We start from the raw sequence: 23561 nt of genomic DNA, 5'->3' as shown, positions 1-23561 counted from the left end.
GCTATCGCGTAAGCTGGACGCACCAAAACTACAACGTTGGAGAAAACTGTGCCCCAGCAGCAGGCCGCCCAGCAGAGCCGCTCCGCACCGCCGGCCCCTCCCCTCCTGCGCCCGGATGCGTTCAGCACCCCCTACCGCGATCCCGTCTGGGACGGCCCCACAGATCCCATCCTGATCCCGGACCACCGCACCGGCGAGTGGGTGCTGTTCTACACCCAGCGCCGGGCCACCGCACCAGGGTTGACCGGCGTCGAATGGGTGCACGGCACGGCCATCGGCGCTGCGCGGTCCTCCGACGAAGGACTCAACTGGACCTACCAGGGCACCGTGGACGGACTCGTCCCGCCCGACACTGAACTGCCCGCCACCCTCTGGGCCCCCGACGTCGTACGCATCGGCGACCAGTGGATCATGTACCTGACCGTGCTCGGCGGAGTGCGGACCGACTGGACCGGGACCGCATCCATCGTCCAGTTCGCCAGCCAGGACCTGGCGACGTGGGAGTACCTGGGCGCCATCGACCTGGACTCGCCACGCGTTATCGACGCCGCCGTCGCCCTCTGCGGGGACGGCCGGTACCGGCTTTGGTACAAGGACGAAGCCCGTGGATCAAACACGTACAGCGCGGTGAGTGACACACCCGGGGACCCGTCGTCGTGGGTCCTTGAAGGACTCACCATCCCGGGCCGCCCGCATGAAGGGCCCAAGGTCTTCCAGCTCGGCGGAACGTTCTGGATGATCGTGGACGAGTGGCGCGGCCAGGGTATCTACCGCTCGGAAGACGGCGCGGGCGGCTGGGTCCGGCAGGACCACCTGGGCGGGCTCATCCTCACCGCGCCGGAATCGGTGGACGGAAGGCCCGTCGTCGGCCGCCACGCGGACGTGGTCCCGCTCCCGCCCGGGGCGGACGGCAGGGAACGCGCCGTGCTGGTCTACTTCACGCATCCGCACTGGAACGGCGAGGACATCGATACCATGGCGCCGGACCCTCGAACCCGCCTCAGCCACGTCCGGGCGGCGGTACTGGAAGTCCGCGAGGGAAACCTGCTCTGCAGCGAGGGGTAAGCAAACGGGCAAAGCAAAAGGGCCAAACCTTGGAACTATAAGCCAGCGGGTGCTGGCACCGGTCCAAGGCCTGGCCCTTTGCCTGACTCGTATTCCAGGCGCCCCCACCCGGAATTCTTTACTGGCCGCTAGACCCGCTGGGGCGAACCGAGCTCCACCGGATCTTCATCCGTCAGGTAGGCCAGCTCCGAGTGGGCGGCGAGGTCGATGCCGCGCATTTCGTCTTCGGGCTTGATGCGCAGGCCAATGGTCTTGTCCAGGATCTTCGCCAGGATCCATGTGATGCCAAACGAGTAGACCAGGACGGAGACGGTGGCCAGCGCCTGGACTCCCAGCAGTTCGACGCCTCCGCCGTAGAACAGGCCGCTCACGGCGTTGGGTGCAGCGTCCGTGGCAAACAGGCCAATCAGCAGGGTTCCGAGGATGCCGCCGACGAGGTGGACACCCACCACGTCGAGTGAATCGTCGAAACCGAGGCGGAACTTCAGCTCAATGGCGAGCGAGCACACGGCCCCGGCGATCGCGCCGATGGCCACAGCGCCAAGCGGGCTGACGGCACCACAGGCGGGGGTGATCGCAACGAGCGCCGAGATCAGACCGGAAGCGGCGCCCATGCTGGTGGCGGCTCCGTGGCGGATCCGCTCAACCAGTGCCCAGGCCAGGAGGCCGGCGGAAGCAGCAACAGCGGTGTTCAGGAAGACCACCGATGCGGACTGGCCGGCGGAAAGCGCGGAGCCGGCATTGAAGCCGAACCAGCCCACCCACAGCAGGCCTGCGCCCACCAGCACCAGCGGGCGGCTGTGCGGTTTGGCGTGTTCCACCTTGGGCCAGCCGGAGCTCTTGCCCAGGACCAGTGCCAGGGCCAGGGCCGCAGCGCCGGCGTTCATGTGCACCGCAGTGCCGCCGGCGAAGTCGATGGCCTTGATGCCGCTGGCGATCCAGCCGCCAACGGTGCTGCCGTCAGCCGAGGAGAACGCGAATACCCAGTGCGCGATGGGGAAGTAGACGATCGTGGCCCAGATGCCCGCGAACAGCATCCAGGCGCCAAACTTCATGCGGCCGGCCGCGGCTCCGGCAACCAGTGCCGTGGTGACGCACGCGAAGAACAGCTGGAAGGCCGCGAAGAGGATCACCGGGATGGACGCCCCATCATCGGCGGGAAGCAGCTGCGCCATGCCGGGGAACTCGGTAACGTCCCCGATGAGTCCCATGCCGCCCACGGAGTTTCCGAAAGCCATGGAGTAGCCGAACAGCGCCCAGAGGACGGCCACCAGGCTGGCGCCGCCAAAGCACATCATCATCATGTTGAGGATGCGGCGTGAGCCCACCATGCCCCCGTAAAACAGGGCCAGGGCGGGGATCATCATGCAGACCAGCGCGGAGCTGGCCAAAATCCAAGCGACATTTCCCGAATCCATGGGAAACCCCTTTCGTGATGCGAAGAAGAGAGAACGGTAAGTTGCCGTCAGAGCCGATCCGTCAGGAAGGACGCGGGATGAATTCCACGTTCAGCGGAGGGGCGGCCATTGCCGTCTGGTTCCAACTGTATGACTGGCATTTTTGGCTGGGTTTCCGATGTGTAAAATGATCGTTTCAGTCGTCCGCCTGCGAGTTTCAGCTGTCCCTCCAAGCGCACGGGAGGGCTGCCGGGACCCCTACCGGAGTGCACGACGGCGGCCCTAGCCAGTGGCGCGGGCCCCGCCCAGGAGCCCGGCCAGCGAGTCAGCCAGCGCCACGGCGCCTTCCTCGGCGTCCCAGTCCTCCACCAGCTCGTCCGGGGAATGCGAGACGCCGGTGGGGTTCCGGACGAAGAGCATGGCGGTGGGGATGTGTGAAGCCAGCACACCGGCGTCGTGCCCTGCTCCGGTGTCCAGGACCGGCGCGGCGGGAAGCAGTTTTTGCAGCCGGTCCCGCAGGCCAGCGTCGAAATGCACTGTGGGGCTCAGCGATTCCGTGGCCAGGCTTGCCGTGCAGCCCTCCTCCGCGGCGAAGATCCCGGCGTTGAGCCGGATGGCTTCCACCAGGGCTGCGGTGACGGAGTCGTCCGGGTGGCGGACGTCGATCCACAGGTCCACGCGGGACGCGATCACGTTCGTCCCGCCAGGTACCGGTTGGATCCTGCCTACAGTGGCCCGCGCATCCCGGTACTTCCGAGCAGTATCGCGGATGCCGACCATGATCTTGGCAGCGGCGATCATGGGATCCTTGCGGCCGGCCATCAGGGTGGTTCCTGCGTGGTTGCCCTGGCCGGTGATGCTCAGCTTCCAGCGGCCGTGGCCCAGGATTGACGAACCGATGGCCACGGGCTGGTTGAGGTCGACCAGCCCCCTGCCCTGCTCCACATGCAGCTCCACAAACAGGCCAAGCTGCTGCAGGGTTTTGTAGTCGGCGCCGATCAGCTGCGGATCCTGCCCGTTCGCGGCCGCGACGTCCGCATAGGTGTTGCCGTCCGGGTCCTTCAGACGGCGGGCCTTGTCCGGGTCCAGTTCACCGGTGAGGAGCCGGGAACCCAGGCAGGCCACGCCGAACCGTGAGCCCTCCTCCTCCGGGAAAACGGCGATGGCCAGCGGCCGGCGGGGACGGAGCCCGCGGGCCTTCAGGATGTCGACGGCGACCAGCGCCGAGGCGACCCCCAACGGTCCGTCGTACGCGCCTCCGCCCGGAACGGAATCGAGGTGGCTGCCTGTCACCACGGCGTCCCTCCGAGTGCCGGCGGAAGTGTCCCACCAGGCCCAGATGATGCCGTTGTGATCGGTATAGACGTCCAGTCCGCGCCGTTCGGCCTGCTCGATGAACCAGGCGCGCAGGTCCGTCTCGGCGGTGGAGAACACCGGCCGCGAGTAGCCGCCCCGTGAGGTATCCCTGCCGATGGCGGAGATATCCTGAAGCAGGCTGGTCACCGTGGATGCGCTGGTTCGGGCAGAAGGCAGGGCCTCCGCCATGGGTACGGTCTGTGGAAGGCTCACTGGTATCCGTTCTACGTGGTGACTGCTGTTGACGACGCCATCCGGAACCGGCCGGGAACTGTCCCGGCACCGGTGGCCAGGTCCGCGGCCCACTGGCCTATCAGCGGGGCGAACTTGGCGCCGTGCCCCGAACACGGCGAGAGCACCGTGAGGTTCTCCGCGCGGTCGATGACGAAGTCTTCGCCGGGGGTGTTGGTGAACAGGCAGGTGGTTTCGGCGTACGGTTCCGGGTCCAGGCCGGGAAGGTAGCGGCGGACGTAATCCACTACGCGGCGACGGTTTGCCGGATCCACTTCACCGGTCTGCTCCCGGGCGGACGGGATGAGTTTCCCGCCGTTGTACTCGGCCACTTTCTGCCCCGCGAAGCCTGCGTCGCGTCCGCCGGGTAGGCCATAGGCCTGGATGTCGGCAGCCTTGTGGATGAACGTGGGCCAGTGCGTGGTACCCCGGCCGGTGCCGCCTGAAGCCGCGCCGCCGTCGTGATCCCGGTATTTGAAGTGGAAGGCCTGCTCCTGCCGCACGGTGAACTCCGGCAGCGCCGCCAGGAAACCCGGCGGAAGTGACAACTGCCCCAGCAGCCCGGGCAGCCAGCCGCCGGCGCTGATCACCACGTTGCCGGCGTCCACCGTTTCCCCTGTTGAGGAATGAAGCCGGTAACCCGCGCCCGTCCGTTCCATGCTTTGCAGCTCCCAGCCGGTCAGCAGCCGGGCACCGTGCCCGACGGCGAGCCTCACCATCGCGTTCACCGCGGTTTCCGCGTCGATCACCCCCGCCCAGGGATGCCAGAGGACCTCGGTATCGAAGGCGATCTGCGGCCAGCGCTTGCGGGCGTCGGCGCCGGACAGGAGTTCATGCTCGATCCCTTCGGCTGCCAATACCGAAGCCAGCAGCCGGGGATTACGTTCCGTGCCGTAGTCCACGGCGCCGAACGGAGAGATCAGGGTGGTTCCGGAGGCCGCAGCCAGCCGGTCCCACAGCGCCTTGGACTCCAGGACGGCCCGGGTATAAAAGGGGTCCGGATAGGCATAGCGGAAGATCCGGGCGGAGCCGTGCGAACTGCCGTCGTGCGCTGCCGGGGTGCTGCGCTCCAGGAGGGTGACCTGATGGCCGCGGGCTGCCAGCTGCCAGGCGGTGGCGGCGCCGGCCAGGCCGGCGCCCACCACCACATAGTCGGAGGAGTCAGAAGGGGCTTCCGGCATCAGAAGCTTCCCTGACCGGGGATCCACGAGGTGCCCGCCAGCGGCACGCGGGCCATGGCGGAGGCCTCGATTGTTAGCGCCACCAGGTCCTCGGGTTCGAGGTTGTGCAGGTGCGACTTGCCGCAGGCCCGGGCGATGGTCTGGGCCTCCATGGTGAGGACGCGCAGGTAGTTGGCCAGGCGTTTGCCGGCAGCTACCGCGTCCACGCGGCAGGCCAGTTCCGGGTCCTGGGTGGTGATGCCCGCCGGGTCGCGGCCGTCCTGGAAGTCGTCGTAGAACCCGGCGGCGGAGCCGAGTGCCGAGTATTCGGCGGCGTACCGCGGGTCGTTGTCACCCAGTGCGATCAGCGCCGCCGTGCCGATGGCCACTGCATCCGCGCCAAGGGCCATGGCCTTTGCCACGTCTGCCCCGGTTCGGATGCCGCCGGAGACGATGAGCTGAACCTTGCGGTGGACCCCGAGTTCCTGCAGGGCCTGGACGGCCTGCGGGATGGCGGCGAGCGTGGGAATGCCCACGTTCTCGATGAACACCTGCTGCGTGGCGGCGGTTCCGCCCTGCATGCCGTCCACCACCACAACGTCGGCGCCGGACTTCACGGCGAGCGCTGTGTCGTAGTACGGCCGGGAGGCGCCGATCTTGACGTAGATGGGCGTCTTCCAGTCGGTGATTTCGCGGAGCTCGCCGATCTTGATTTCCAGGTCGTCCGGGCCGGTCCAGTCCGGGTGCCGGCTCGCAGAGCGCTGGTCGATCCCCACCGGCAGGGTGCGCATTCCGGCCACACGTTCGGTGATTTTCTGGCCCAGGAGCATGCCGCCGCCGCCGGGCTTGGCGCCCTGGCCCAGCACGATCTCAATCGCATCGGCCTTGCGCAGGTCGTCCGGGTTCATGCCGTACCGGGAGGGCAGGTACTGGTACACGAGGTGCCTGGACTGGCCGCGCTCCTCAGGCGTCATGCCGCCGTCGCCCGTGGTGGTGGAGGTGCCCACCTCTGACGCGCCGCGGCCCAGCGCTTCCTTGGCATTTGCGGACAGGGCGCCGAAGCTCATTCCGGCGATGGTCACTGGGGTCTGCAGGTGCAGCGGGCGGGTGGCGTGCCGGTCGCCGAGGACGACGTCGGTATCGCACTTTTCGCGGTAGCCCTCCAGCGGGTAGCGGGACATGGAGGCGCCGAGGAAGAGCAAGTCGTCGAAGTGCGGGACCTTGCGCTTGGCACCCCAGCCGCGGATGTCATAGACGCCGGTGGCGGCCGCGCGCTGGATGTCGGCGATGGTGGCACGGTCGAACGTGGCGGACTCGCGCAGGCCGAGCCCGGCGATATCAGACGCGGGGAGGTTCTGGGGTGCAACGCCCTGGGCAGGAAGCGGTACGGAGGTGATAGTCATGGGAGCTCCTAGTACTGCGTCGAGTTGTCGACGTGGAAGTGGTAAAGGTTCCGGGCTGAGCCGTAGCGCTTGAAGTCGGCCGGATTCTCGGTGCGGCCGGCGGCGGCCAGGAGTTCCGCGAGCTCGGCTAGGTGCTCCTCGCGCAGCGGCTTTTCGATGCAATCGGCTCCGAGGGAAGCCACCTTGCCCTTGACGTAGATCCGGGCCTCGTAAATGGAGTCGCCCAGCGCGTCACCGGCGTCGCCGCAGACCACCAGCCGGCCGGCCTGCGCCATAAAGGCGGACATGTGGCCGATGTTGCCGCCCACCACAATGTCCACGCCCTTCATCGAGATTCCGCACCGGGCGCCGGCGTTACCGTCGATGACCACCAGGCCGCCGTGGCCGGTGGCCGCGGCGGACTGCGAGGCGTCACCAGTGACGTGGACCCTGCCGGACATGATGTTCTCGGCCAGTCCGACGCCGGCATTGCCGCTGATGGTTACGTCGCCTTTCTGGTGCATCCCCGCTGCGTAGTAGCCGGCATGGCCTTCGATGGTCACCGTGATGTCCGCGTCAATGCCGACGGCCAGGCTGTGCTTCCCGCCGGGGTTGGTGACCGTCCACGACTGCCCGTCAACGGCATTGTGGATGGCCTGGTTGAGTTCGCGGACGGTGCTGGCGGCCAGGTCAACCGTGGTTTCCGTCAGCGCGTCAACGGTGGGGGCTTCGGGGGCTGTCAGAGTGACCATGTGTAGACCTTTCCGGGTTCCGGTTCAAAGATGCGGGCGTTGTTGATGCCGGGCAGGCCGGCCAGGGCGCGGTATTCGGAGGCCATGGCCACGTAGTCGTCCGTTTCGGCGATGATGGCCGGCTTGCAGGCAATGGGGTCCCGGACCACGGCCATGCTGTCCGCCGTGGTGACCACCAGGGTGTAGAAACCGTCCAGGACCTTGCCCAGGTTCACCAGTGCTTCCTCGAGAGTGTCGCCCTGCTTCAGCCGGGAGGCGACGTAGCGGGCGCCCACTTCGGTGTCGTTCTCGGAATCGAACACCACGCCCTCGCGCTTGAGTTCGCGTCGGACGGTGGCGTGGTTGGAGAAGGAGCCGTTGTGGACCAGGCACAGGTCGTCGGCGACGGAGAAGGGATGCGAGCCTCCCGCGGTGACGGCCGACTCGGTGGCCATCCGGGTGTGGGACAGGCCCTGGCTTCCGGCCATGGTTTCGAGTCCATGCTCGGCGGCGATCTCCATGGGGTGGCCCACGCTCTTCATCACGGCCACGTGCTCGCCGCGCCCGATGATGGTCGCGCCGGGCAGGGTTTCACTGACTGCTTTCACCAGCAGGTCAGTCCCGACGGCGGCACTCACCAGGGTGGTATCACCCACCACTTTGACGGCTGCTGCCGCACCTGCTGGAAGCACGCCAGCGAGGAGCGCTGCGACGCCTGCGGTGATGGCCGCCGTCGTCATTCCCTGGTCCTTGCCGAGCAGGCTCAGTGTGGACGTCCCGGGGGACACCAGGCCGGGTGTGTTGTAGACGGCGAGGCCGGCGGAGTCCGGGCCGCGGTCCACGATCTGGCAGAGCATCGAGGACAGCAGGCTGCCCATCTGGGGATGCAGCGAGGGGTTGCGCAGCTGCAGCGCGGCGATTCCGCACATGGTGGTCCTTTACGTGGGTAGTGGGTCAGATAGAGGTCAAATAGGTGCGGATTTCCCAGTCGCTGACCTGGTTGTGCCAGCTCAGGAACTCCTCTTCCTTGGCGTCCGCGTAGTAGCTGCCGATGGCCTGATTGCCGCTGAGGCTGGCCAGGATCACGGGATCCTTCCGCAGCGCTTCCACGGCGTGCAGCAGGGTGGCCGGCAGAAGGTGGGCGTCGGGTTTGGACTCCCCCGGCCCGGACGGCCGGCCCGGGTCGAGGGACTTCTCCACACCGTCCAGCCCGGCAGCGATGGCGGTGGCGATGGCGAGGTACGGGTTGGCCGAACCGTCCCCGGAACGCAGCTCGATCCGATTGTTGTCCGGCACACGGATCATGTGGGTGCGGTCGTTCCCGCCGAAGGATGCCTTCCGGGGCGACCAGGTGGCGCCGGAGGAGCTGGTGGTGGCACCCGTCCTTTTGTAGGAGTTCACGGTGGGCGCGAGGAAGGCCTGCAGTGCGGGGGCGTGGTCCAGGATGCCTGCGATGAACGAATAGGCGAGGCCGGAAAGCCCAAGGCCCCGGCCGTCGTCGTCCGCTCCCCCGGCGGGGAACAGCGCCTCGGCACCGGACCACAGTGACAGGTGGAAGTGCAGGCCGGTGCCGGTGCGGTCAGTGAAGGGCTTGGGCATAAACGTGGCGGTCATGCCGCGCTGCCCCGCCAGGATGTTCAGGATGTAGCGGAGGGACACCACCCGGTCAGCGGTGGTGAGGGCGTCCGCGTAGTTGAAGTTCTGCTCGAACTGGCCGGCGGCGTCCTCGTGGTCGTTGGCGTAGTTGCCCCAGCCCAGGCTGTTCATGGCATCGGAGATGGAGGTGAGGTGATCGTACATGCGGGTGACGCCGCGGGCGTCGTAGCAGGGGCGGGGTGAGTCGTCCTTGCTGTCCGCGGTACTAAGCGTCCCGTCGTCGTTCTTTGTCACCAGGAAGTACTCGACCTCGGCGCCCACCTTGGCCTGCATGCCCTTCTCCGCCAGGCGGGACAAGGTGTTTTTCAGGACCACGCGCGGGGCGTAAGGCCAAGGCTCGCCGTCAACGTGCGGATCGCAGTGGATGATCGCCAGGCCCTCCTTGATGAAGGGCACCGGGGTGAAGGACGCGAGATCCGGGACAGCGATCAGGTCCGGGTCCTGCGGCTTCTGGCCCATCAGCCCGGCAGCGTAGCCGGCGAAGCCCATGGCACCGTTTTCCAGTTCGTCGGCGGCTTCCACGGGGACCAGCTTGGCGCAGGGCTTGCCCGTCATGTCCACGAAGGTGGCCAGCAGGAAGCGGACGTCGTGGGCACGCGCAATGTCTGCAAGGGAAATCCGGCGGGCGCTCTCCGCCACGGGTGCTTCTGTTGATACTTCAGGTGTCGCGAGACTAGTCATCGGAACTGTCCTGTTCGCTTGCTGTTGCTTCTTATGAAACCTTGTTGAACCACAGTAGTCAAAGGTCTGTTTCAAGCGAGCGCAGGAATTGTTAACTTTGGATGTCGCGGGGTCAGTTGGAAAGGACACATCCGCGCCTTAGGCAGGAGTCTTCAGGCAGCCAAGGGCCGCAGAAAGGGGCGCATCCCACCCACCCAAGCTCTACCGCTTACGTGCGCCGTTCGGTCCCCGGCCGGTCCGGAGCTTCACAAGTGTTCCTACTTGGCGGCCACGGCCAGGAAGCGGATGGGCAGTTCCTGGAGTTCGAGCGGGCCGTGAGGGCCTTCACCGTCGAGAAGCAGTGAGTCACCAGGCTCCATGGTGTATTCGTACTGGCCGTGGCCGTACACCATCCTGCCGGCAAGCATGTAGATGAACTCCGTGCCCGGGTGCTGGAAGAGCGGGAAAACATCTGAGGCGTCCGTCAGCGTCACCAGGGTGGGCTCCAGCGCATCCGTGCGGCCCTTCAATGTACCCAGCACACGGTATTCGTGCCCGTGCTGGGTGCCGCTGCGCACGGTGAGGCTGCCCTCGCCGCTTTTGGTGAACGTGGCGTCCCGGTCCGTGTCCGCGCCGCGGAACAGCGCCGTCACTGGGATCCTTAACCCGTCAGCGAGGCGCTGCAGGGTAGTCAGGGAACAGGACGTACTGGCTGTTTCGATCTTTGAGATCATCGCCTTGGACATCCCGGTGCGGGAAGCAAGCTCGGCGGAGGACAGGCCCTGGGAGGTGCGGTAGTGCCGCAGCTGGGCTGCGATCACCTGTTCGAGCTTTCCGGCAACCTCTTCCCGGGCATGTTCCGTCATAGCAGCCATCATAGGTGGCGCGGTCAGCCGCCAGCCGGTTGGGGCCACCGTCCCGAACCAATTCCAAACTCCATCATCCACGAGCAGCTTTGTTCGAACGCGACCGAGCCTGTTCGACTGCCTTGTTGCGGCCGCCTCCCGCCCATAGTCTCGCTGTGCCGCAGCTTTCCCGCTCCCCTGGATCTCCGTAGCGGGCGCCGGCACCAGCAACGCGTCCTGAGACAGTGAGGTACAACAATGACGTTCTCCGCCCGACCACCACGAAGGCTGCGAAGGCCGGTGGCCGCCCTGGCAGCCGCGGTTACGGCAGCAGCCGGCCTGGCGGTGCTGCCGGCCGCGCCGGTGGCTGCAGCCGATGCCACCCCGGTGACCATCACCCCCAACCCGGCGAGCCGCGGCGAGGCCTTTGAAGGCTGGGGCACCAGCCTGGTCTGGTTTGCGAACGCGACGGCGGGCTACCCGCCGGAACTGCGGGAAGAGCTTTACCAGAAGGTGTTCGGCGAGGACGGGCTTAATCTCAACATTGCCCGCTACAACGTGGGCGGCGGCAACGCGTCCGACGTCGCCAACTACCTGAACGACGGCAGCGCGGTGGAGGGCTGGTGGAAGCCGGTCACTGAACCCGGTGCCGGCGAAGCGCCATCGGACCTGTACAACCCGGACGGGTCGGTGGACCCCGCGCAGGCCAACAAGCTCGCGTTCCTCCACCAGTGGAACCCGGATGACCCTGCCTCCTACAACCCCGACGCAGACCGTAACCAGCGCTGGTGGGTGGAACGCCTCGCCGCAGACCAGCAGATCACCCATTGGGAAGCCTTCAGCAACTCCCCTCCATGGTTCATGACCAAAAGCGGTTACGTCTCCGGCCAGGTCAACACCAACAAAGGCGAGAATCTACTGCCCGAGGCCGAAGCCAAGTTCGCCGCCTACATGAAGCACGCCGTCGAACTCCTCGAAGACGGCAGCGGCATCACAGTGGACACCATCGATCCGTTCAACGAGCCCAACTCCGGCTACTGGGGCACGGACATCAACGCCGCCACCGGCAAGCCGCCCACCACCTACACGCAGAAGCAGGAAGGCGCGCTGATCTACCCAGCGGCGCAGGACCGCGTCACCAAACTTCTCGCCGCCGAACTGGCTAAGGACGGCACCAGCACGGACGCCGTCATCTCTGCCATGGACGAGACCGATCCGAGCAAGTTCATGACCAACTGGAACGGCTACAGCCAGCAGGCCAAGGACGCCGTCTCCCAGTTGAACGTCCACACCTACGGCACCAACGACCGCCGCCGCGTCCGCGACTTGGCAAACTCCACGGACAAGCCGCTGTGGATGAGCGAAGTGGGCGGTTTCTGGACCGGCAACCCGGCGCTAGGCGACTCCACCAGCGGCTGGGACCGCTCCAACATCACCAACGGCCTGGGCATCGCCGGCCGTATGGTCAACGACCTGCGCGAACTCGAACCGGACGCCTGGGTGTTCTGGCAGCCGGTGGAGGACACCTACAAGCAGGAAAAGGCGGACAAGGGCTGGGGCTCCATCTACGTTGATTTCGACTGCAACTACGCGGGCCGCGAGGGCTTCTCGAACCGCCGGCTCAACGATGGCGCCAGTGCCGACGCCGCCAAGTGCAAGGTCCTGACCAACCAGAAGTACAACACCACCCGGAACTTCACGCACTACATCCGCCCCGGCGACTTCCTCATCCAGAATGACAACGCCAAGACCGCCAGCGCCCTGGACGCGGACGGCAACGGAGCCAGCCTGGTGCACTTCAATGACACTCCGACGGCGGAAAAGGTCACCATCGACCTCAGCCGGTTCGGCAGCATCGCTCCCGGCGCCACCGTCACACCGGTGGTCACCACGAAGTCCCCGCTGGACGATATCGAGCGGAACGCCCTCGTCAAAGGTGCCCCGGTCGCCGTCGATAGCGCAGCAAAGTCAGCCACTCTGGAGGTTCCTGCCGCGTCCGTGGTGACGTTCGTCGTCGACGGCGTCAGTGGAGTGGCGGGCGGCGCCGCCCCGGTGCAGGACGGCCACAGCTACCACCTGACCGGCGAAGCCAGCGGAAAGTACCTCACCGGCAAAGCCGACGGGTCCACCGCCATCCAGGATCCGGGCAGCACGACGGCGGAGGTCACCCCGCAGCTGTGGACGTTCACCGCAGCGGGCGGCAAGGAGTTCGCGAACGACCGCCGCTGGGTGGTCACCAACAAGGACGGCCGCGTGCTGACCGGCAACGGTGGCGTGCTCAATGCCAGCCAAACCGGCAGCGCGTCCCTGGCCACTATGTCCCTGGAACAGGCCAAAGCTGATCCGGCGGCGCAATGGATCATCACCACCGAGAATGGCAAGCAGTGGTCACTGGTGAACGCCGGAGCCGCCATTGCCCTGCAGGTCTCCGGAAACCAGACCGCTGCGGGAGCCTCCGTGTCGCTCGGCTCGTCCGCCGGAACCACGGCAACGGCAACAGGCAACGCGCATCAGGCCTGGGGTTTCACAGACCTCGCTGATCTTAAACTGCTCGGCACCAAGCCCGTGGAACTAAGCACTCCCATCGGCACAGCGCCATCCCTGCCAGCCACCGTCACCCCGTTGTACGCAAAGGGTGAGGGCCGTCCGGTAGCGGTGCAGTGGGAGGCCGTGGATCCTGCCGTCTGGAAGAAGCGCGGCACCGTGACCATCACTGGCTCAGGCACCGATATCTATGGCCAGGCCTTCACCGACGCCAAGGCAACCGTTACCGTCGGCAAGTACACGGCCACGGACCCCGTCTCGGTGACGGTCGGAGCGGGTGCCACGCTGGAAGGTGTAAAGGCGGCCGCGCCCGCGACTGTTCCCGGTCAGGTGGGAGCGGCAGCGGCCCGGAACGATCTCGCTGTGACCTGGGACTGGAGCACCCTTGACCCGGCGGCGCTGCAAACGCCGGGTACCGCCACCGTCCGTGGCAAGGCCGGCACCGGAGTGGCCGGCGACAAGCCCCTCGATGCCCTGCTGACCGTGCTGGTGGTGGACCGCGTCCCGAGCAGCAACATCTGCAAGGACGATCCCGCCACCACAGTCACCGCCAGCTACACCGAGGGCTCGTACACCGCCAGGAACACCTGCGACGGCAACGCGTCCACCCGGTGGTCCAACTGGGTGAGCGGCGGCCGTAGCGGCGACAGCCTGAGCTACGCCTTCAGCCGCGACTACACGGTGGCCTCAGTGACGGTGACCTCCGCGGAGAAGGCAGCCCAGAGCCTGAAAGTCCAGTACCAGGATGCTGCAGGGGCCTGGCAGGACACCTCGGCAGGAACCGTCACCGGGCTGAGCACCACCGCTCCGACCAAGGTGGCGTTCAACCCTGTCACCACCCGCGGCATCAGGGTTGTGCTGGCGACCCCCGGTTCCTACACCAAGGTGGCTGAGGTGGCCATTGCCGGCACACGGCTGGGCGAAGCGGGCCTCGCTGACCTCGGCCGCTTGCTGGTGGACCAGAAGTCCGTAGTGGGCTTCTCGTCCGGAACGGGCAATTACACAGTTCTCACGACGTCGGCCGCGCTACCCACCGTGGCTGCCTACCCGCTGGACACTAACACCAAAGTTGTGGTGTCCCAGGCCACGGTTCAACGGCCGACGGCGACAGTCACCGTGACGGCCCCGAACGGCACTACCCGGGAGTACACAGTGGCTTTCGTATCGGGCAAGGCAGCCTGTGCCGGCGGAGGCTGGGCCACCAACGTGGAGCCGGGCTTCACCAATGAAGGGGAGTGCGTGAGCTTCTTCGCCTCGAAGTAGCCGGATGGCAGCCTTCCTCTAACCACGGGAACGGCCGCTGGAGCCGCCAGGCAACTGGCACTTCGGCGGCCGTTTTTCGTTGTACCGCCGGACTATGCTGGGGAAACCTGCCGCAGCACCGGACGGCACGGGCAATGGCAGCGGGGACCTACGTCACTGGCCGCGGAAGGATGAGGGAATGGCGCGAGCGACAGTCCAGGACGTCGCCAGAACGGCAGGCGTGTCTGTGGGCACGGTTTCCCGCGTCCTGAACGGCAGCCCGGCCGTCAGCGCAGCAAGCAAGGAAAAGGTCACCGGCGCCATCCGGGAGCTCAACTACCGCCCCCTCGCCTCCGCCCGCGACCTGCGCCGCGACCGGACCATGCGCATTCTGGCCCTCGCCAGGAACCTTAACTCCCCCGTGATCAGCGAGGCTTTCCGGGGCTTCGGTGACGCCGCGGCCCAAGCCGGCTATGTCAGCCTTATTGCTCCGACGTCCGGGGACCTTGAACGGGAACAGCAGTTGGTGGACATGCTCCGCAACGGCTCCGTGGATGGCGCCATCCTGTTTTCGCCCGCCATGGCCGATGCCGAGGTGGAGGCCTTGGCGCAGCAGCTGAGCGTGGTGCAGGTCTGCGAAATCGTTGATTCCGAGGCGGCCTTTGGTGTTTCCATCGACGACCGGCAGGCAGCCTTCGACATCACGCGGCACCTCATCGAAACCGGCGGCCGGCGCCTGGCGATGATCGGCAACAGGCTGGCCCGTTCCGGCCGGCTGCGCGAGGAAGGTTTCCGTGCCGCGGCCGCCCAGGCAGGCGTGTCACCAAGGCATCTGTTGTTTGCTGAAGGCGAGTTCGACTTCCATGCCGGGCGCCGCCTCGCCAAGGAGCTTCTGCAGCTGGACCCGCTGCCCGATGCCGTGTTCTGCGGCAGCGACACGGTGGCCGCCGGCTGCGTCCGGGAGATTGCCGACGCCGGGTTGCGGGTCCCCGAAGACATTGCAGTGGCAGGTTTTGACGACTCCATCCAGGCGGAGATGTGCGTCCCGGAGTTGACCACTATCCGGCAGCCTGCGTATGAGATGGGCAGGGTGGCCTTTGAGGCGCTCTTCGCGCGGATGACGGAACCGGGTGAACACCGCCGCGGCCGGACTTTCCTGCCGCATGAGCTCGTGGTCCGCGGTTCGACGAAGGGCTAGCGCAGGGGGTTGACAGCGCGCGAGGGTGCCTGCCAGACTTTTTGGAATCGATTCCACCACCGGTTGTTGCGCGTAACGAAATCACCGGCCGCACCCGCCAGCCAACCCTTAAGGAACCATCTTTTGACTAACGAGCAACAGCCCTCAGCGCAGCCCGTCGTCCACCAGGAACCAACCCCGGCGCAGGAGCTGCGGGTGGGCGTTGTTGGCATCGGCTGGGCCGGCCAGCAGCACCTGAAGGCCTATGAAGCCCTGGACGGCGTGAGCATCGTTTCGCTGGCCGGGATGGAGCAGGAACTCCGCGACTCACTGCAGGCCGAATACTCCATCCCCAACGCCTTCGCCGACTGGAAAGACATGCTGGACCACGGCGGCCTGGACGCCATCAGCGTTGCTGTCCCTACCTTCCTGCATGCCCCCATCGCCGTCGCCGCCCTGGAACGCGGCATCCACGTGCTGAGCGAGAAGCCCATCGCACGCAACGCTGCCGAAGGCCAGGCAATGGTGGACGCGGCCCGCAAGGCCGGGCGCGTTTTGGATGTCGCCTTCAACCACCGCCGCCGCGGCGACATCCAGGCCCTCAAAGGCGTCATTGACGACGGCGGCCTGGGCCGCCCGTACTACGCCAAGGCCTCCTGGCTGCGCCGCTCCGGCATCCCCACGCTGGGCAGCTGGTTCACCAACCCGGAGCTCGCCGGCGGCGGCCCGCTGGCGGACATCGGCGTCCACGCCCTGGACTACGCACTGCACCTGCTCGGTGAGCCCAAAGTGGTGGCCGTCTCTGCCGCCACCCACTCGGAGCTGGGCCCGCAGGGCCGCGGCGGCGGGAAAGAGTACTCGGCGCTCGCGTCCGCCCACGCCTTCGAGGTGGAAGACTTCGCTTCGGCCTTCCTGAGGCTTGAGGGTGGCGGAACCCTGCTGATCGAGGCAAGCTGGGCAACGTACCGGGAGACGGACGACCTCCTGGACTTCACGATTTACGGAACCGACGGCGGCGCCGAACTCAAGGTCCAGGGCGCACCTTTCCCCGCAGTGGGCCAGCTCCGGGTATTCACGGACAAGGACGGCGAATCCGCCGACTACGTGCCGCCGGTTCTGCCGGGCCGCGCCCACGACGCAGTGGTGGAAGACTTCGTCACGGCGGTGCGCGGCGGGGAGTCAGTGTGGGGCGAACACGACGGCTCCCTGGCTCTTTACCGGGCACAGATCATCGACGCGTGCTACCAGTCCGCGCTGGAGCAGAAGGAGGTTCGACTCTAATGAACGACAAACTGAGGATCCGGGTGTGGAACGAGGGCGTCCACGAGGCCATCAACGAACCGTCCCACATCGGTGAGATCTACCCGGACGGCATCCACGGCGCCATCGCGGCGGGCCTTCGCTCCTACTACCCGGAGGCGGATATCACGACGGCGGTCCTCGCCACCGACGATGAGCACGGCCTTGACGAGGAGGTGCTCGCCGAAACGGACGTCCTGCTCTGGTGGGGACACATGGCCCATCACGAGGTAAGCGACGCCGTCGTCGAACGCGTCCACCGGCACGTGCTGGGCGGCATGGGCCTGATCGTGCTCCACTCGGGGCACTTCGCCAAGGTCTTCACCAGGCTGCTGGGTACCAGCTGCTCGCTGGCATGGCGGAACGACGGCGAGCGGGAGCTGGTATGGACCGTCAAGCCCTCGCACCCCATCGCCCAAGGCGTGGACAGTCCCATCGTGATCCCCGAGCAGGAAATGTACGGTGAGCTGTTCGATATCCCGGACCCCGACGACTTGATCTTCATCAGCTCCTTCGCGGGCGGCGAGGTGTTCCGCTCCGGTGTCACCTTCATCCGGGGCAAGGGCCGCATCTTCTACTTCAGCCCCGGCGACCAGGAATACCCGGTGTACCACCACCCGCAGATCCAGCGGGTCCTGGCCAACGGCGTGAAGTGGGCCGCCCAGCCGGGCCTGCACCGCGCGGCGCCGGAAGTCACCAACCCGGCGCGGGACTGGTTCGCGGAAGCCTAGGAGTTTTTGTCCACATATGCAGACTTCCGAGGCCTTTAAGTCGGCTTAGCTGGACAAAAACTCCAGGGCCGCGGCGAGGGTGAGGGTGGTGCCATCGGGGAATTCGAAACGGCCGCCGGCGCCGTCCTGCCCGTCCGGCACGAAGCTGATCGAGGCAGCGCTGGCGCCCGCTTCGCCGGTGAGGACTACGACGGCGGCATAGTCGCCGTCGTTCGCCGTGCCCGAGGTGCCAATCCAGGGAATGGTCAGCTGCTCCCCCATGGGGTGCGGTTCGTCCCGGCGCCAGGTTCCGGCGTTGTCCAACAACGAGCCGAAACCGGCCACGGGGTGGATGCCGCTGACCATCCCGGAACCCGCATCCACCGGCCAGCCGCCCATGCGGAGTGTGGCTGCCGGTGCCGACGCCGTGCCGCGCACGCGGACCAGCCGCAGCTCCACGGAGCCGCGCGTCGCCGAGACCACTGTCACCTCCGGTCCCGCGGTGGCGGTTCCCTTGGCGCCGCTGCCGTGGTCCGGTCCGGCATTGGGGTCAACCGCAATCCAGTTCACGGTTCCGCGGGAAACACCCACCAGCACGCCATCCAGGTCCTGCTGCCCCAGGTACTCAAAGCCAGTCCGGTGCGTGAGCCTGCCGTCGCCGTCCATCAGGACGACGGAGTTGTCCAGGGATTCCGGCTCGAGGTCCGGGAAAGTGGAGGTGGAGTAGCCGAGCCGGGCGTAGAGGGGCGAGTCAGCCACCGCCACTCCCGCATTGGCGTGGTCCGTACCGTGGTTCCGGATCCGGACCACGCCGTCGGCTACCGTTCCGTTCACCTGCCAGCCGGGTGCCGCCAGCAAGCGGCGCGTGTCACTGACTTCCACCGGCAGCGGCTCCTCCACAGCTGTCCAGGCGGCATGGTTGGCGGGCAGGGCCAGGCCCAGCATGCCCTTGGCCGCCCAGTAGGGTGAGCCGGCGCCGGAATAGGACTGCTTCATTCCCGGAAACTCACCGTGGAAGCCGATGGAGAGCAGCCCGTCGTCTGTGATGGAGGCGCGCTTAAGGAAGTAGTCCAGGATCCCGGAGGCGGCCCGCCTGCTGAGGCCCGCGCTCAGCCTGGTGTTGCCCAACAACTGGCCGGACCAAAAGGGGGCGGCGGCGGCGAAGCGGTAGATGAGACTGCGGCCCTGGATCAGCGGGGCACCGTTGGCTCCCACCAGGTGCACGGCGTCATCCAGGAAATCGGCCAGCCGGCCGCCGTCGAGTTGTGCCCGGGCTTTGACCCGGGGATCCTCCGGCGCCATGAGCTGCAAAAGCTGAGGGTAGACCTGGAAAGCCCATCCCACGTAGTGGTCGTAAGCGCGTTCGGGTCCGTCGGCGAACCAGCCGTGGCTCCGGTAGAGGGAGTCGTGGATGGCCAGGCCGGCGTCGATGTCCTCGTCGGAGTACTTGCCGCCGACCGAGGCCAGGAAGGTTTCCACCACAATCTGGAACCAGACCCAGTTAATGGGCGGGTACTCCTCGCCGATGACGGTCTCGAACCAGGCGACCAGCTGCTCCTGGACCCGTTGCGGGAGCTTGTCCCACAGGACCTCCCGGGTCAGCGCCAGGCCAACGGCCAGGGACGCTGCCTCCACTTTGGCCTGGCCGAGCTCGCCCGGTGTGGGCCAGCGGTCCGGGTTGGCGGGGTCGGTTCCGGCGTCCAGGCCCTGGGCGTACCAGTCCGCCAGCCACCCGGTTCCTTCCGGATCCCCCTTGATGCGGAAGGAGGCCAGCAGGAAGGTCCGGGCGAAGGCTTCCAGTGAGTCGCTGGCCGGGCCGTAGGCGCTGTTGGCTCCGGGCAGGTGGAGATTGGCGTGGTCCTCCGTGGCGTAGCGGTGGGCCGAGCGCAGCAGGTAGTCGGCGTAGGCGCACCAGTGCTCCCGGGTCAGGCCGGTGTGGGGCGAGAGCCTGTGGTCCAAGGGCGGCAGGGCAAGGGAAACAGGAGGAGCTGTGGTTGGCATGGATTCCTCGGGTATCAGGGGCAGAGGGGGTTCGGTGTTCAGGCCGTCAGCCAGGCAAGGGCGCGGCGGAGCAGTTCGCGGTGTTCGGTGGATTCGTAGGAGGCGGCGTCGTGGCCCAGCGCGTCGTAGAAGGTCCGGCCGGCTCCGGAGTCCGGCACAGCGGGATCACTGCCCCGCTCGAAGGACCACATCACCGGGTGCTCCACGCCGTCATGGGTGTGGGTGGCATGGACCGTAATGCCCGGAGCGGTCCGCAGCCAGCTGTACCGCTCATCCGGGAGCTTGAAGTCGCCAATCCCGGCAACGAGCGGTCCGGAACCGGGCAGGATGTGGACGGCGGCCGGCCCATACTCCGGATGCATGGACTGGCCCCGCACCCACCGGCCGCCCAACCCGGCTTCCCATTCGGGCAGGTCCACAAAACTGGTGGAGCTGACATGGCTTGCCAGCAAAGGACGGGTTGAGCTGAGCCAGCGGGTCAGCCCTGCCGCGGCGTCAGGGGTACCGGGGGACGGCTGCCCGTCCCGGGGCAAACCCACATTGACCACCAGGAGGTCGGGCAGGGCGGTGTCATCGGCGGCGGCGAGGCCTGCCAGGGCGGCGTCCACGTCAGCGGGAATGTCGACGTCGTAATCCGCCTCCCGCAGCAGCCCGGCCAGAGCCGCGGAGGTCTCAGCAAACGGATGCCAGGGGTCGGCGTAGCGTCCGACGCCGCTGAGCAGCAGCGCTCCAGGCTGCGAGGAGGCGCCGGGCGAGGCGGATTCCGGCACCTGTCCGGCCGTCACAGGGATTCCTGCAGCACGTCGGCGTTGGCCACGCGCGGCGCACCAATGGAGGATTCGCGCAGGATCAGCTCCGGATTCAGCTCGATCCGGTGCACCGGCCGCATCCTGCCCTCGGCCAGGCGCGCCGCCATCAGCTGCACTGCCACCTTCCCCACGTATTGCTTCGGCGGCCGCACGGCGGAGATGGCGGGCTCGGCGAGGTAGGCCACCTCGTCGTCGTACCCCACGATGGCCATGTCCCCCGGCACCGAGTGTCCCCGGTCCACGCAGTGCTGCACAAATGCCACCGCCTGGGTGTCCGAATGGACCAGCATGGCAGTGGTCCCGGTTTTTTCGCACAGTTCCAGGACGTGGTCAAAGTGCTTGGCGCGTTCCCCGTTCTCCTGCTTGGCAGAGTCCTCGTGGATGGATCCCTCGAGCGGGATCTTCAGGGCAGCGAGCGCCTGCCGCCAGCCGCGCACCACATGCGGGCTGGTGGGGCTGGAGGAGTCGGTGAGGCAGCCGATCCGCCGGTGCCCCTCCTGCCACAGGTGCCGGACCGCCATTCCCGCGCCGAACGCATGGTCCGTGGCCACCCACTCCAGCCGGTGGGCAGGGATTTCGGCCGGCGACCGGCGTTCCGCCAGCACCACGGGAATGGGCAGCGCGTTGAGCCAGCGCAGCAATTCCTGGCCCTGGTCACCGGTCATGTCCGGCGCCACGATCAGCCCGTCCACATTCTGGTTGTCCAGCAGCGCCTGCACCTGCCGGCGGTTGTCCGCGGCGTCGTAGGCGGAACCGCGCACCATGATCCGGAGGTTCTGCTCCTCTGCCTCGGCGCGCGCCCCGCTGATGACCTGCGGCCAGTAGTAGTCCAGCGACGGCACCACCATGCCGATGGCATAGCTGTGCGGCTGCGGCCGGCCCGCAGCCGCTGAGCGGTCCAGCCGGCTGGGCAGTGTTGCCCCGCCATGGACGCGGGAGACCAGCCCTTCGTCCGCGAGGAGGTTGACGTCGCGCCGGATGGTCAGCTCGCTGACTCCCAGTTTCGCGGCGATGTCGCGGACCGTAATGGCACCGTGGGCCCGCAGTTCCTCCATCAGCCGCTCCCTGCGCTGGAGTGAAAAGAGCGCCTTTCCGGCTGCTTCGGGCGGTAGTTCAGGGCTCATGGCGTGGCCTTTACGGTGAGGGTGAATGCGCCGGCGGCGCTTGGATGTTCGGCGGTTGAATGTGCGGGCACAGCGGCGGGCTGGCGGAAGCGCAGGCGCGTGAGCTTTGCACCCCAGATGTCCGCCAGGAGGGGATCGTCCAGCGGCCACTCGTCAATGAGGACGACGGCGGCGGCCGGCTCCCAGCGCAGTTCGGCTCCGCGGGTGGTCCCGGCGGCGGGAATGCCGGCGGGCAGGACGGTGGCTGCGCCATGCCCCACGGTGACGGTGCCGGCGGCAAGGTAGGTGATGTCGACGTCGGACGTTCCGTTTACCGGCGGAACACCAAGCTCCCAGCGGTCCTCGACGATTGCTGTCCGGGCTTTCCGGTCCAGTGATGTGGTGCGGATCCACTGGTCCGGCCGCACCCCATAGGCCGCGCCGAGAGCCAGCTGGAGCGTGGGGTCCGTGGGATCGGGAGCCTTCAGCACCTCGGCAGCAAACTCCGCGCCTGTGCCCTGCTCCAGTCCGAACGGTGCCGGAACGCTGTGCCAGGCACTTTGCATGGCCCGGATGTCGTAGCGGTCCGGGCCGAAAGTCTTTGCCGTATACGTCGGCTGGCCGGCGTCAACCAGCAGCGGAATTCCGTCCACCGCAACCACCACTGAACCCACGTCGCGGTGGTTGTGGTGTTCGTCGTTGTGTCCGCCCTTGGCGGCAAGGAACAGGCCCTTTTCGGTGCCGCCTTGCTCGCGCGCCGCCATAATCTGTACCGACGGCAGGTAAGTGAAGGGAACGAGCGGTGACTGGGCGGGCGTGGGGTCATTGGCGGCGTTCAGGAGGGAGTGAAGGACCCGGCCCAGGCCCGCCGCCGCGTCCGGCCGGGCTGACGCACGGGCTGCGGCATGCTGTGCTGCGTCCTGGTCACGCAGGCGCACTGCCCAGCGGAGCAGCATGTCCCACGGCAGCGCTTTAGCTGCGCGGGCGGGACCGTCAGCGACGTTCAGGAACCAGTCCGCTCCGATGTGCATCCGGTGCGGGAAGGCCACGAGCTCCCGGATTACCGGAAGGTCGGCATCAAGCGCACCGCCGGTGGCTTCCTCCAGCAAGGCAAGCCCTTCGAGCATCCGCCCTGCCCCGTTCCACCAGTAGGCGAAGCCCTCGTCGATGGCGCCGTCTTCGGGAAGGGAGGCGAGGAAGCGGTCCAGACCCTCGATACACCGCGCCACTGTTCGAGCCTGTTCGTTTGGATCGTCGAGAAGGAAAATCGCAGCTGCCAGGAGGTTGGAGTGGATCCAGGGATTCCAGTTGTGGACGTTGCCGTCCAGCCCCAGCCAGTGCCAGTCGAGGCGGTCCAGGAAGGGTCGGATCACCCGTTCCGCGGCCTCCTCCCGGATGCGGCGCCGCAGGCCGGCAGCCCTGCTGTCCAGGCGGTCGCCCAGGACGTGGTCCAGCCAGGCAAGCTGGGCTGCAACCTCCCCGGCACCCAGGTCCAGGTATGGCCGGGATCTGCGCGGCACCACCTCCCCGGAGCGGGAAAAGACGTCATCGTGCGCGGCCCAGCTCCAGGAACTTTGCTCGCACAGGAGGTACGCGCCGTCGATCACTTCGTCGAGCCAGTCCGGCTCGTCCCTGTCGTTCACAGCCGGGTCCGCGTGCGTGTCCGGATCCGCACCCGCGTCCGTGCTGGTGTCCGGGTCCGGGTCCGGGAACAAACACATCAGCGCCGCCCGGGTGAGGCGCTGCTGGCGTGCCGCCACCAGACCTTCGTAGGCGGTGCGGTTCCCGTCGCGGAAGTAGCGGGCGTAATGCGAGACGAGGGGCTGCGGCCAGGGAGCACCCCTCTCTTCGCCGGCATGCCGGCGCAGTGCCACGAGCAGCCCGGCGGGAACTTTCTCCCAGACCCTTTCCTCTGCCGGCCGCACACGCATGCGCTGGGGGGCACCACGAAGCAGCTCTGTCAGTTCACGCCCGGCGGACTTGTTGCCCCATGCGGACGCCAGCGGCATTTCACGGGTGGCCGTCGGCAGGGTGTTCGGGGCCATGGACTTCTTTCCATTGTTCGAGTGTGATCGTCTTAGAACGAACGAGAACAGCTTGAATGAACTGTCTTGTTTATGAGTATCTACTGATTGTTAGATGTGATGCAAGACATGATTCAGCCCCTACGGGTCAAGCCACAGAATGCGAAAG

General features: G+C 67.1%; 17 protein-coding genes. 5 read left to right on the top strand and 12 right to left on the bottom strand.

Going from position 1 to position 23561, the window contains the following annotated elements:
- Positions 1 to 36 precede the first annotated feature (36 nt).
- Positions 37 to 1065 (top strand): glycoside hydrolase family protein, encoded by a 1029-nt coding sequence (locus tag QRN11_RS04530; protein ID WP_285250051.1) that lies wholly within the window; start codon positions 37 to 39, stop codon positions 1063 to 1065.
- A 128-nt stretch (positions 1066 to 1193) separates the two neighbouring features.
- On the opposite strand, the gene QRN11_RS04525 is transcribed toward QRN11_RS04530, so the two are convergent.
- The 8 genes from QRN11_RS04525 to QRN11_RS04490 all read right to left on the bottom strand — a co-directional run bounded on the left by QRN11_RS04525 (position 1194) and on the right by QRN11_RS04490 (position 10504).
- Positions 1194 to 2483, bottom strand: coding sequence for an ammonium transporter (locus QRN11_RS04525; protein WP_285250050.1), 1290 nt, complete (start codon positions 2481 to 2483; stop codon positions 1194 to 1196).
- 261 nt (positions 2484 to 2744) lie between these two features.
- Positions 2745 to 4031, bottom strand: a complete 1287-nt coding sequence (locus tag QRN11_RS04520) for an allantoate amidohydrolase (protein ID WP_285250049.1) — start codon at positions 4029 to 4031, stop codon at positions 2745 to 2747.
- Between the two features lie 11 nt (positions 4032 to 4042).
- Positions 4043 to 5230 carry an FAD-dependent oxidoreductase gene (locus QRN11_RS04515; RefSeq protein ID WP_285250048.1) on the bottom strand — a complete coding sequence of 396 codons (1188 nt, stop codon included), beginning with the start codon at positions 5228 to 5230 and terminating at the stop codon, positions 4043 to 4045.
- Positions 5230 to 6612: an FMN-binding glutamate synthase family protein gene (locus tag QRN11_RS04510; RefSeq protein ID WP_285250047.1), complete on the bottom strand. Its 1383-nt coding sequence runs from the start codon at positions 6610 to 6612 to the stop codon at positions 5230 to 5232. Before QRN11_RS04510 ends, QRN11_RS04515 begins: the two co-directional genes overlap by 1 nt.
- A gap of 8 nt (positions 6613 to 6620) precedes the next feature.
- Positions 6621 to 7343: a GltB/FmdC/FwdC-like GXGXG domain-containing protein gene (locus QRN11_RS04505; protein WP_285250046.1), complete on the bottom strand. Its 723-nt coding sequence runs from the start codon at positions 7341 to 7343 to the stop codon at positions 6621 to 6623.
- Positions 7331 to 8251, bottom strand: coding sequence for a class II glutamine amidotransferase domain-containing protein (locus QRN11_RS04500; protein WP_285250045.1), 921 nt, complete (start codon positions 8249 to 8251; stop codon positions 7331 to 7333). The genes QRN11_RS04505 and QRN11_RS04500 overlap by 13 nt, the downstream gene beginning before the upstream one ends.
- 25 nt (positions 8252 to 8276) lie before the next feature.
- The gene (gene glnT / locus QRN11_RS04495; protein ID WP_285250044.1) at positions 8277 to 9659 is read right to left on the bottom strand and encodes a type III glutamate--ammonia ligase; all 1383 of its coding nucleotides are present in this window, start codon (positions 9657 to 9659) and stop codon (positions 8277 to 8279) included.
- Positions 9660 to 9916: 257 nt separating this feature from the next.
- Positions 9917 to 10504, bottom strand: coding sequence for a helix-turn-helix domain-containing protein (locus QRN11_RS04490; RefSeq protein WP_285250043.1), 588 nt, complete (start codon positions 10502 to 10504; stop codon positions 9917 to 9919).
- 237 nt (positions 10505 to 10741) lie between these two features.
- Here QRN11_RS04490 and QRN11_RS04485 point away from each other — a divergent pair, with 237 nt between their 5' ends.
- From QRN11_RS04485 to QRN11_RS04470, 4 genes are all read left to right on the top strand, one after another.
- Complete coding sequence (locus QRN11_RS04485; RefSeq protein ID WP_285250042.1) at positions 10742 to 14290, top strand: discoidin domain-containing protein; 3549 nt, start codon at positions 10742 to 10744, stop codon at positions 14288 to 14290.
- A 178-nt stretch (positions 14291 to 14468) separates the two neighbouring features.
- A complete protein-coding gene (locus QRN11_RS04480) occupies positions 14469 to 15467 on the top strand; it encodes a LacI family DNA-binding transcriptional regulator (protein ID WP_285250041.1) in 999 nt (332 codons plus the stop codon).
- A 123-nt stretch (positions 15468 to 15590) separates the two neighbouring features.
- Entirely contained in the window at positions 15591 to 16727 is a 1137-nt protein-coding gene (locus tag QRN11_RS04475; RefSeq protein WP_285250040.1) for a Gfo/Idh/MocA family protein, read from the top strand.
- The gene (locus QRN11_RS04470) at positions 16727 to 17476 is read left to right on the top strand and encodes a ThuA domain-containing protein (protein ID WP_285250039.1); all 750 of its coding nucleotides are present in this window, start codon (positions 16727 to 16729) and stop codon (positions 17474 to 17476) included. Before QRN11_RS04475 ends, QRN11_RS04470 begins: the two co-directional genes overlap by 1 nt.
- Before the next feature lie 45 nt (positions 17477 to 17521).
- Here QRN11_RS04470 and QRN11_RS04465 read toward each other — a convergent pair whose 3' ends face one another.
- The 4 genes from QRN11_RS04465 to QRN11_RS04450 are packed head-to-tail and all read right to left on the bottom strand — an operon-like array spanning position 17522 to position 23413.
- A complete protein-coding gene (locus QRN11_RS04465; RefSeq protein ID WP_285250038.1) occupies positions 17522 to 19456 on the bottom strand; it encodes a DUF2264 domain-containing protein in 1935 nt (644 codons plus the stop codon).
- Between the two features lie 38 nt (positions 19457 to 19494).
- Complete coding sequence (locus QRN11_RS04460) at positions 19495 to 20241, bottom strand: ThuA domain-containing protein (protein WP_285250037.1); 747 nt, start codon at positions 20239 to 20241, stop codon at positions 19495 to 19497.
- On the bottom strand, positions 20238 to 21389 hold the full coding sequence (locus QRN11_RS04455) for a LacI family DNA-binding transcriptional regulator (RefSeq protein WP_285250036.1): 1152 nt from the start codon (positions 21387 to 21389) through the stop codon (positions 20238 to 20240). The genes QRN11_RS04460 and QRN11_RS04455 overlap by 4 nt, the downstream gene beginning before the upstream one ends.
- On the bottom strand, positions 21386 to 23413 hold the full coding sequence (locus tag QRN11_RS04450; protein WP_285250035.1) for a heparinase II/III family protein: 2028 nt from the start codon (positions 23411 to 23413) through the stop codon (positions 21386 to 21388). The genes QRN11_RS04455 and QRN11_RS04450 overlap by 4 nt, the downstream gene beginning before the upstream one ends.
- Positions 23414 to 23561: the final 148 nt, after the last annotated feature.

Origin of the sequence: Pseudarthrobacter sp. fls2-241-R2A-168 (assembly GCF_030209335.1) — a bacterium.
In the GTDB taxonomy this organism is placed as follows: Bacteria; Actinomycetota; Actinomycetes; order Actinomycetales; family Micrococcaceae; genus Arthrobacter.
The sequence above is the reverse complement of the archived record's forward strand: the minus strand, read 5'-3'. Positions and strand labels throughout refer to the sequence as shown.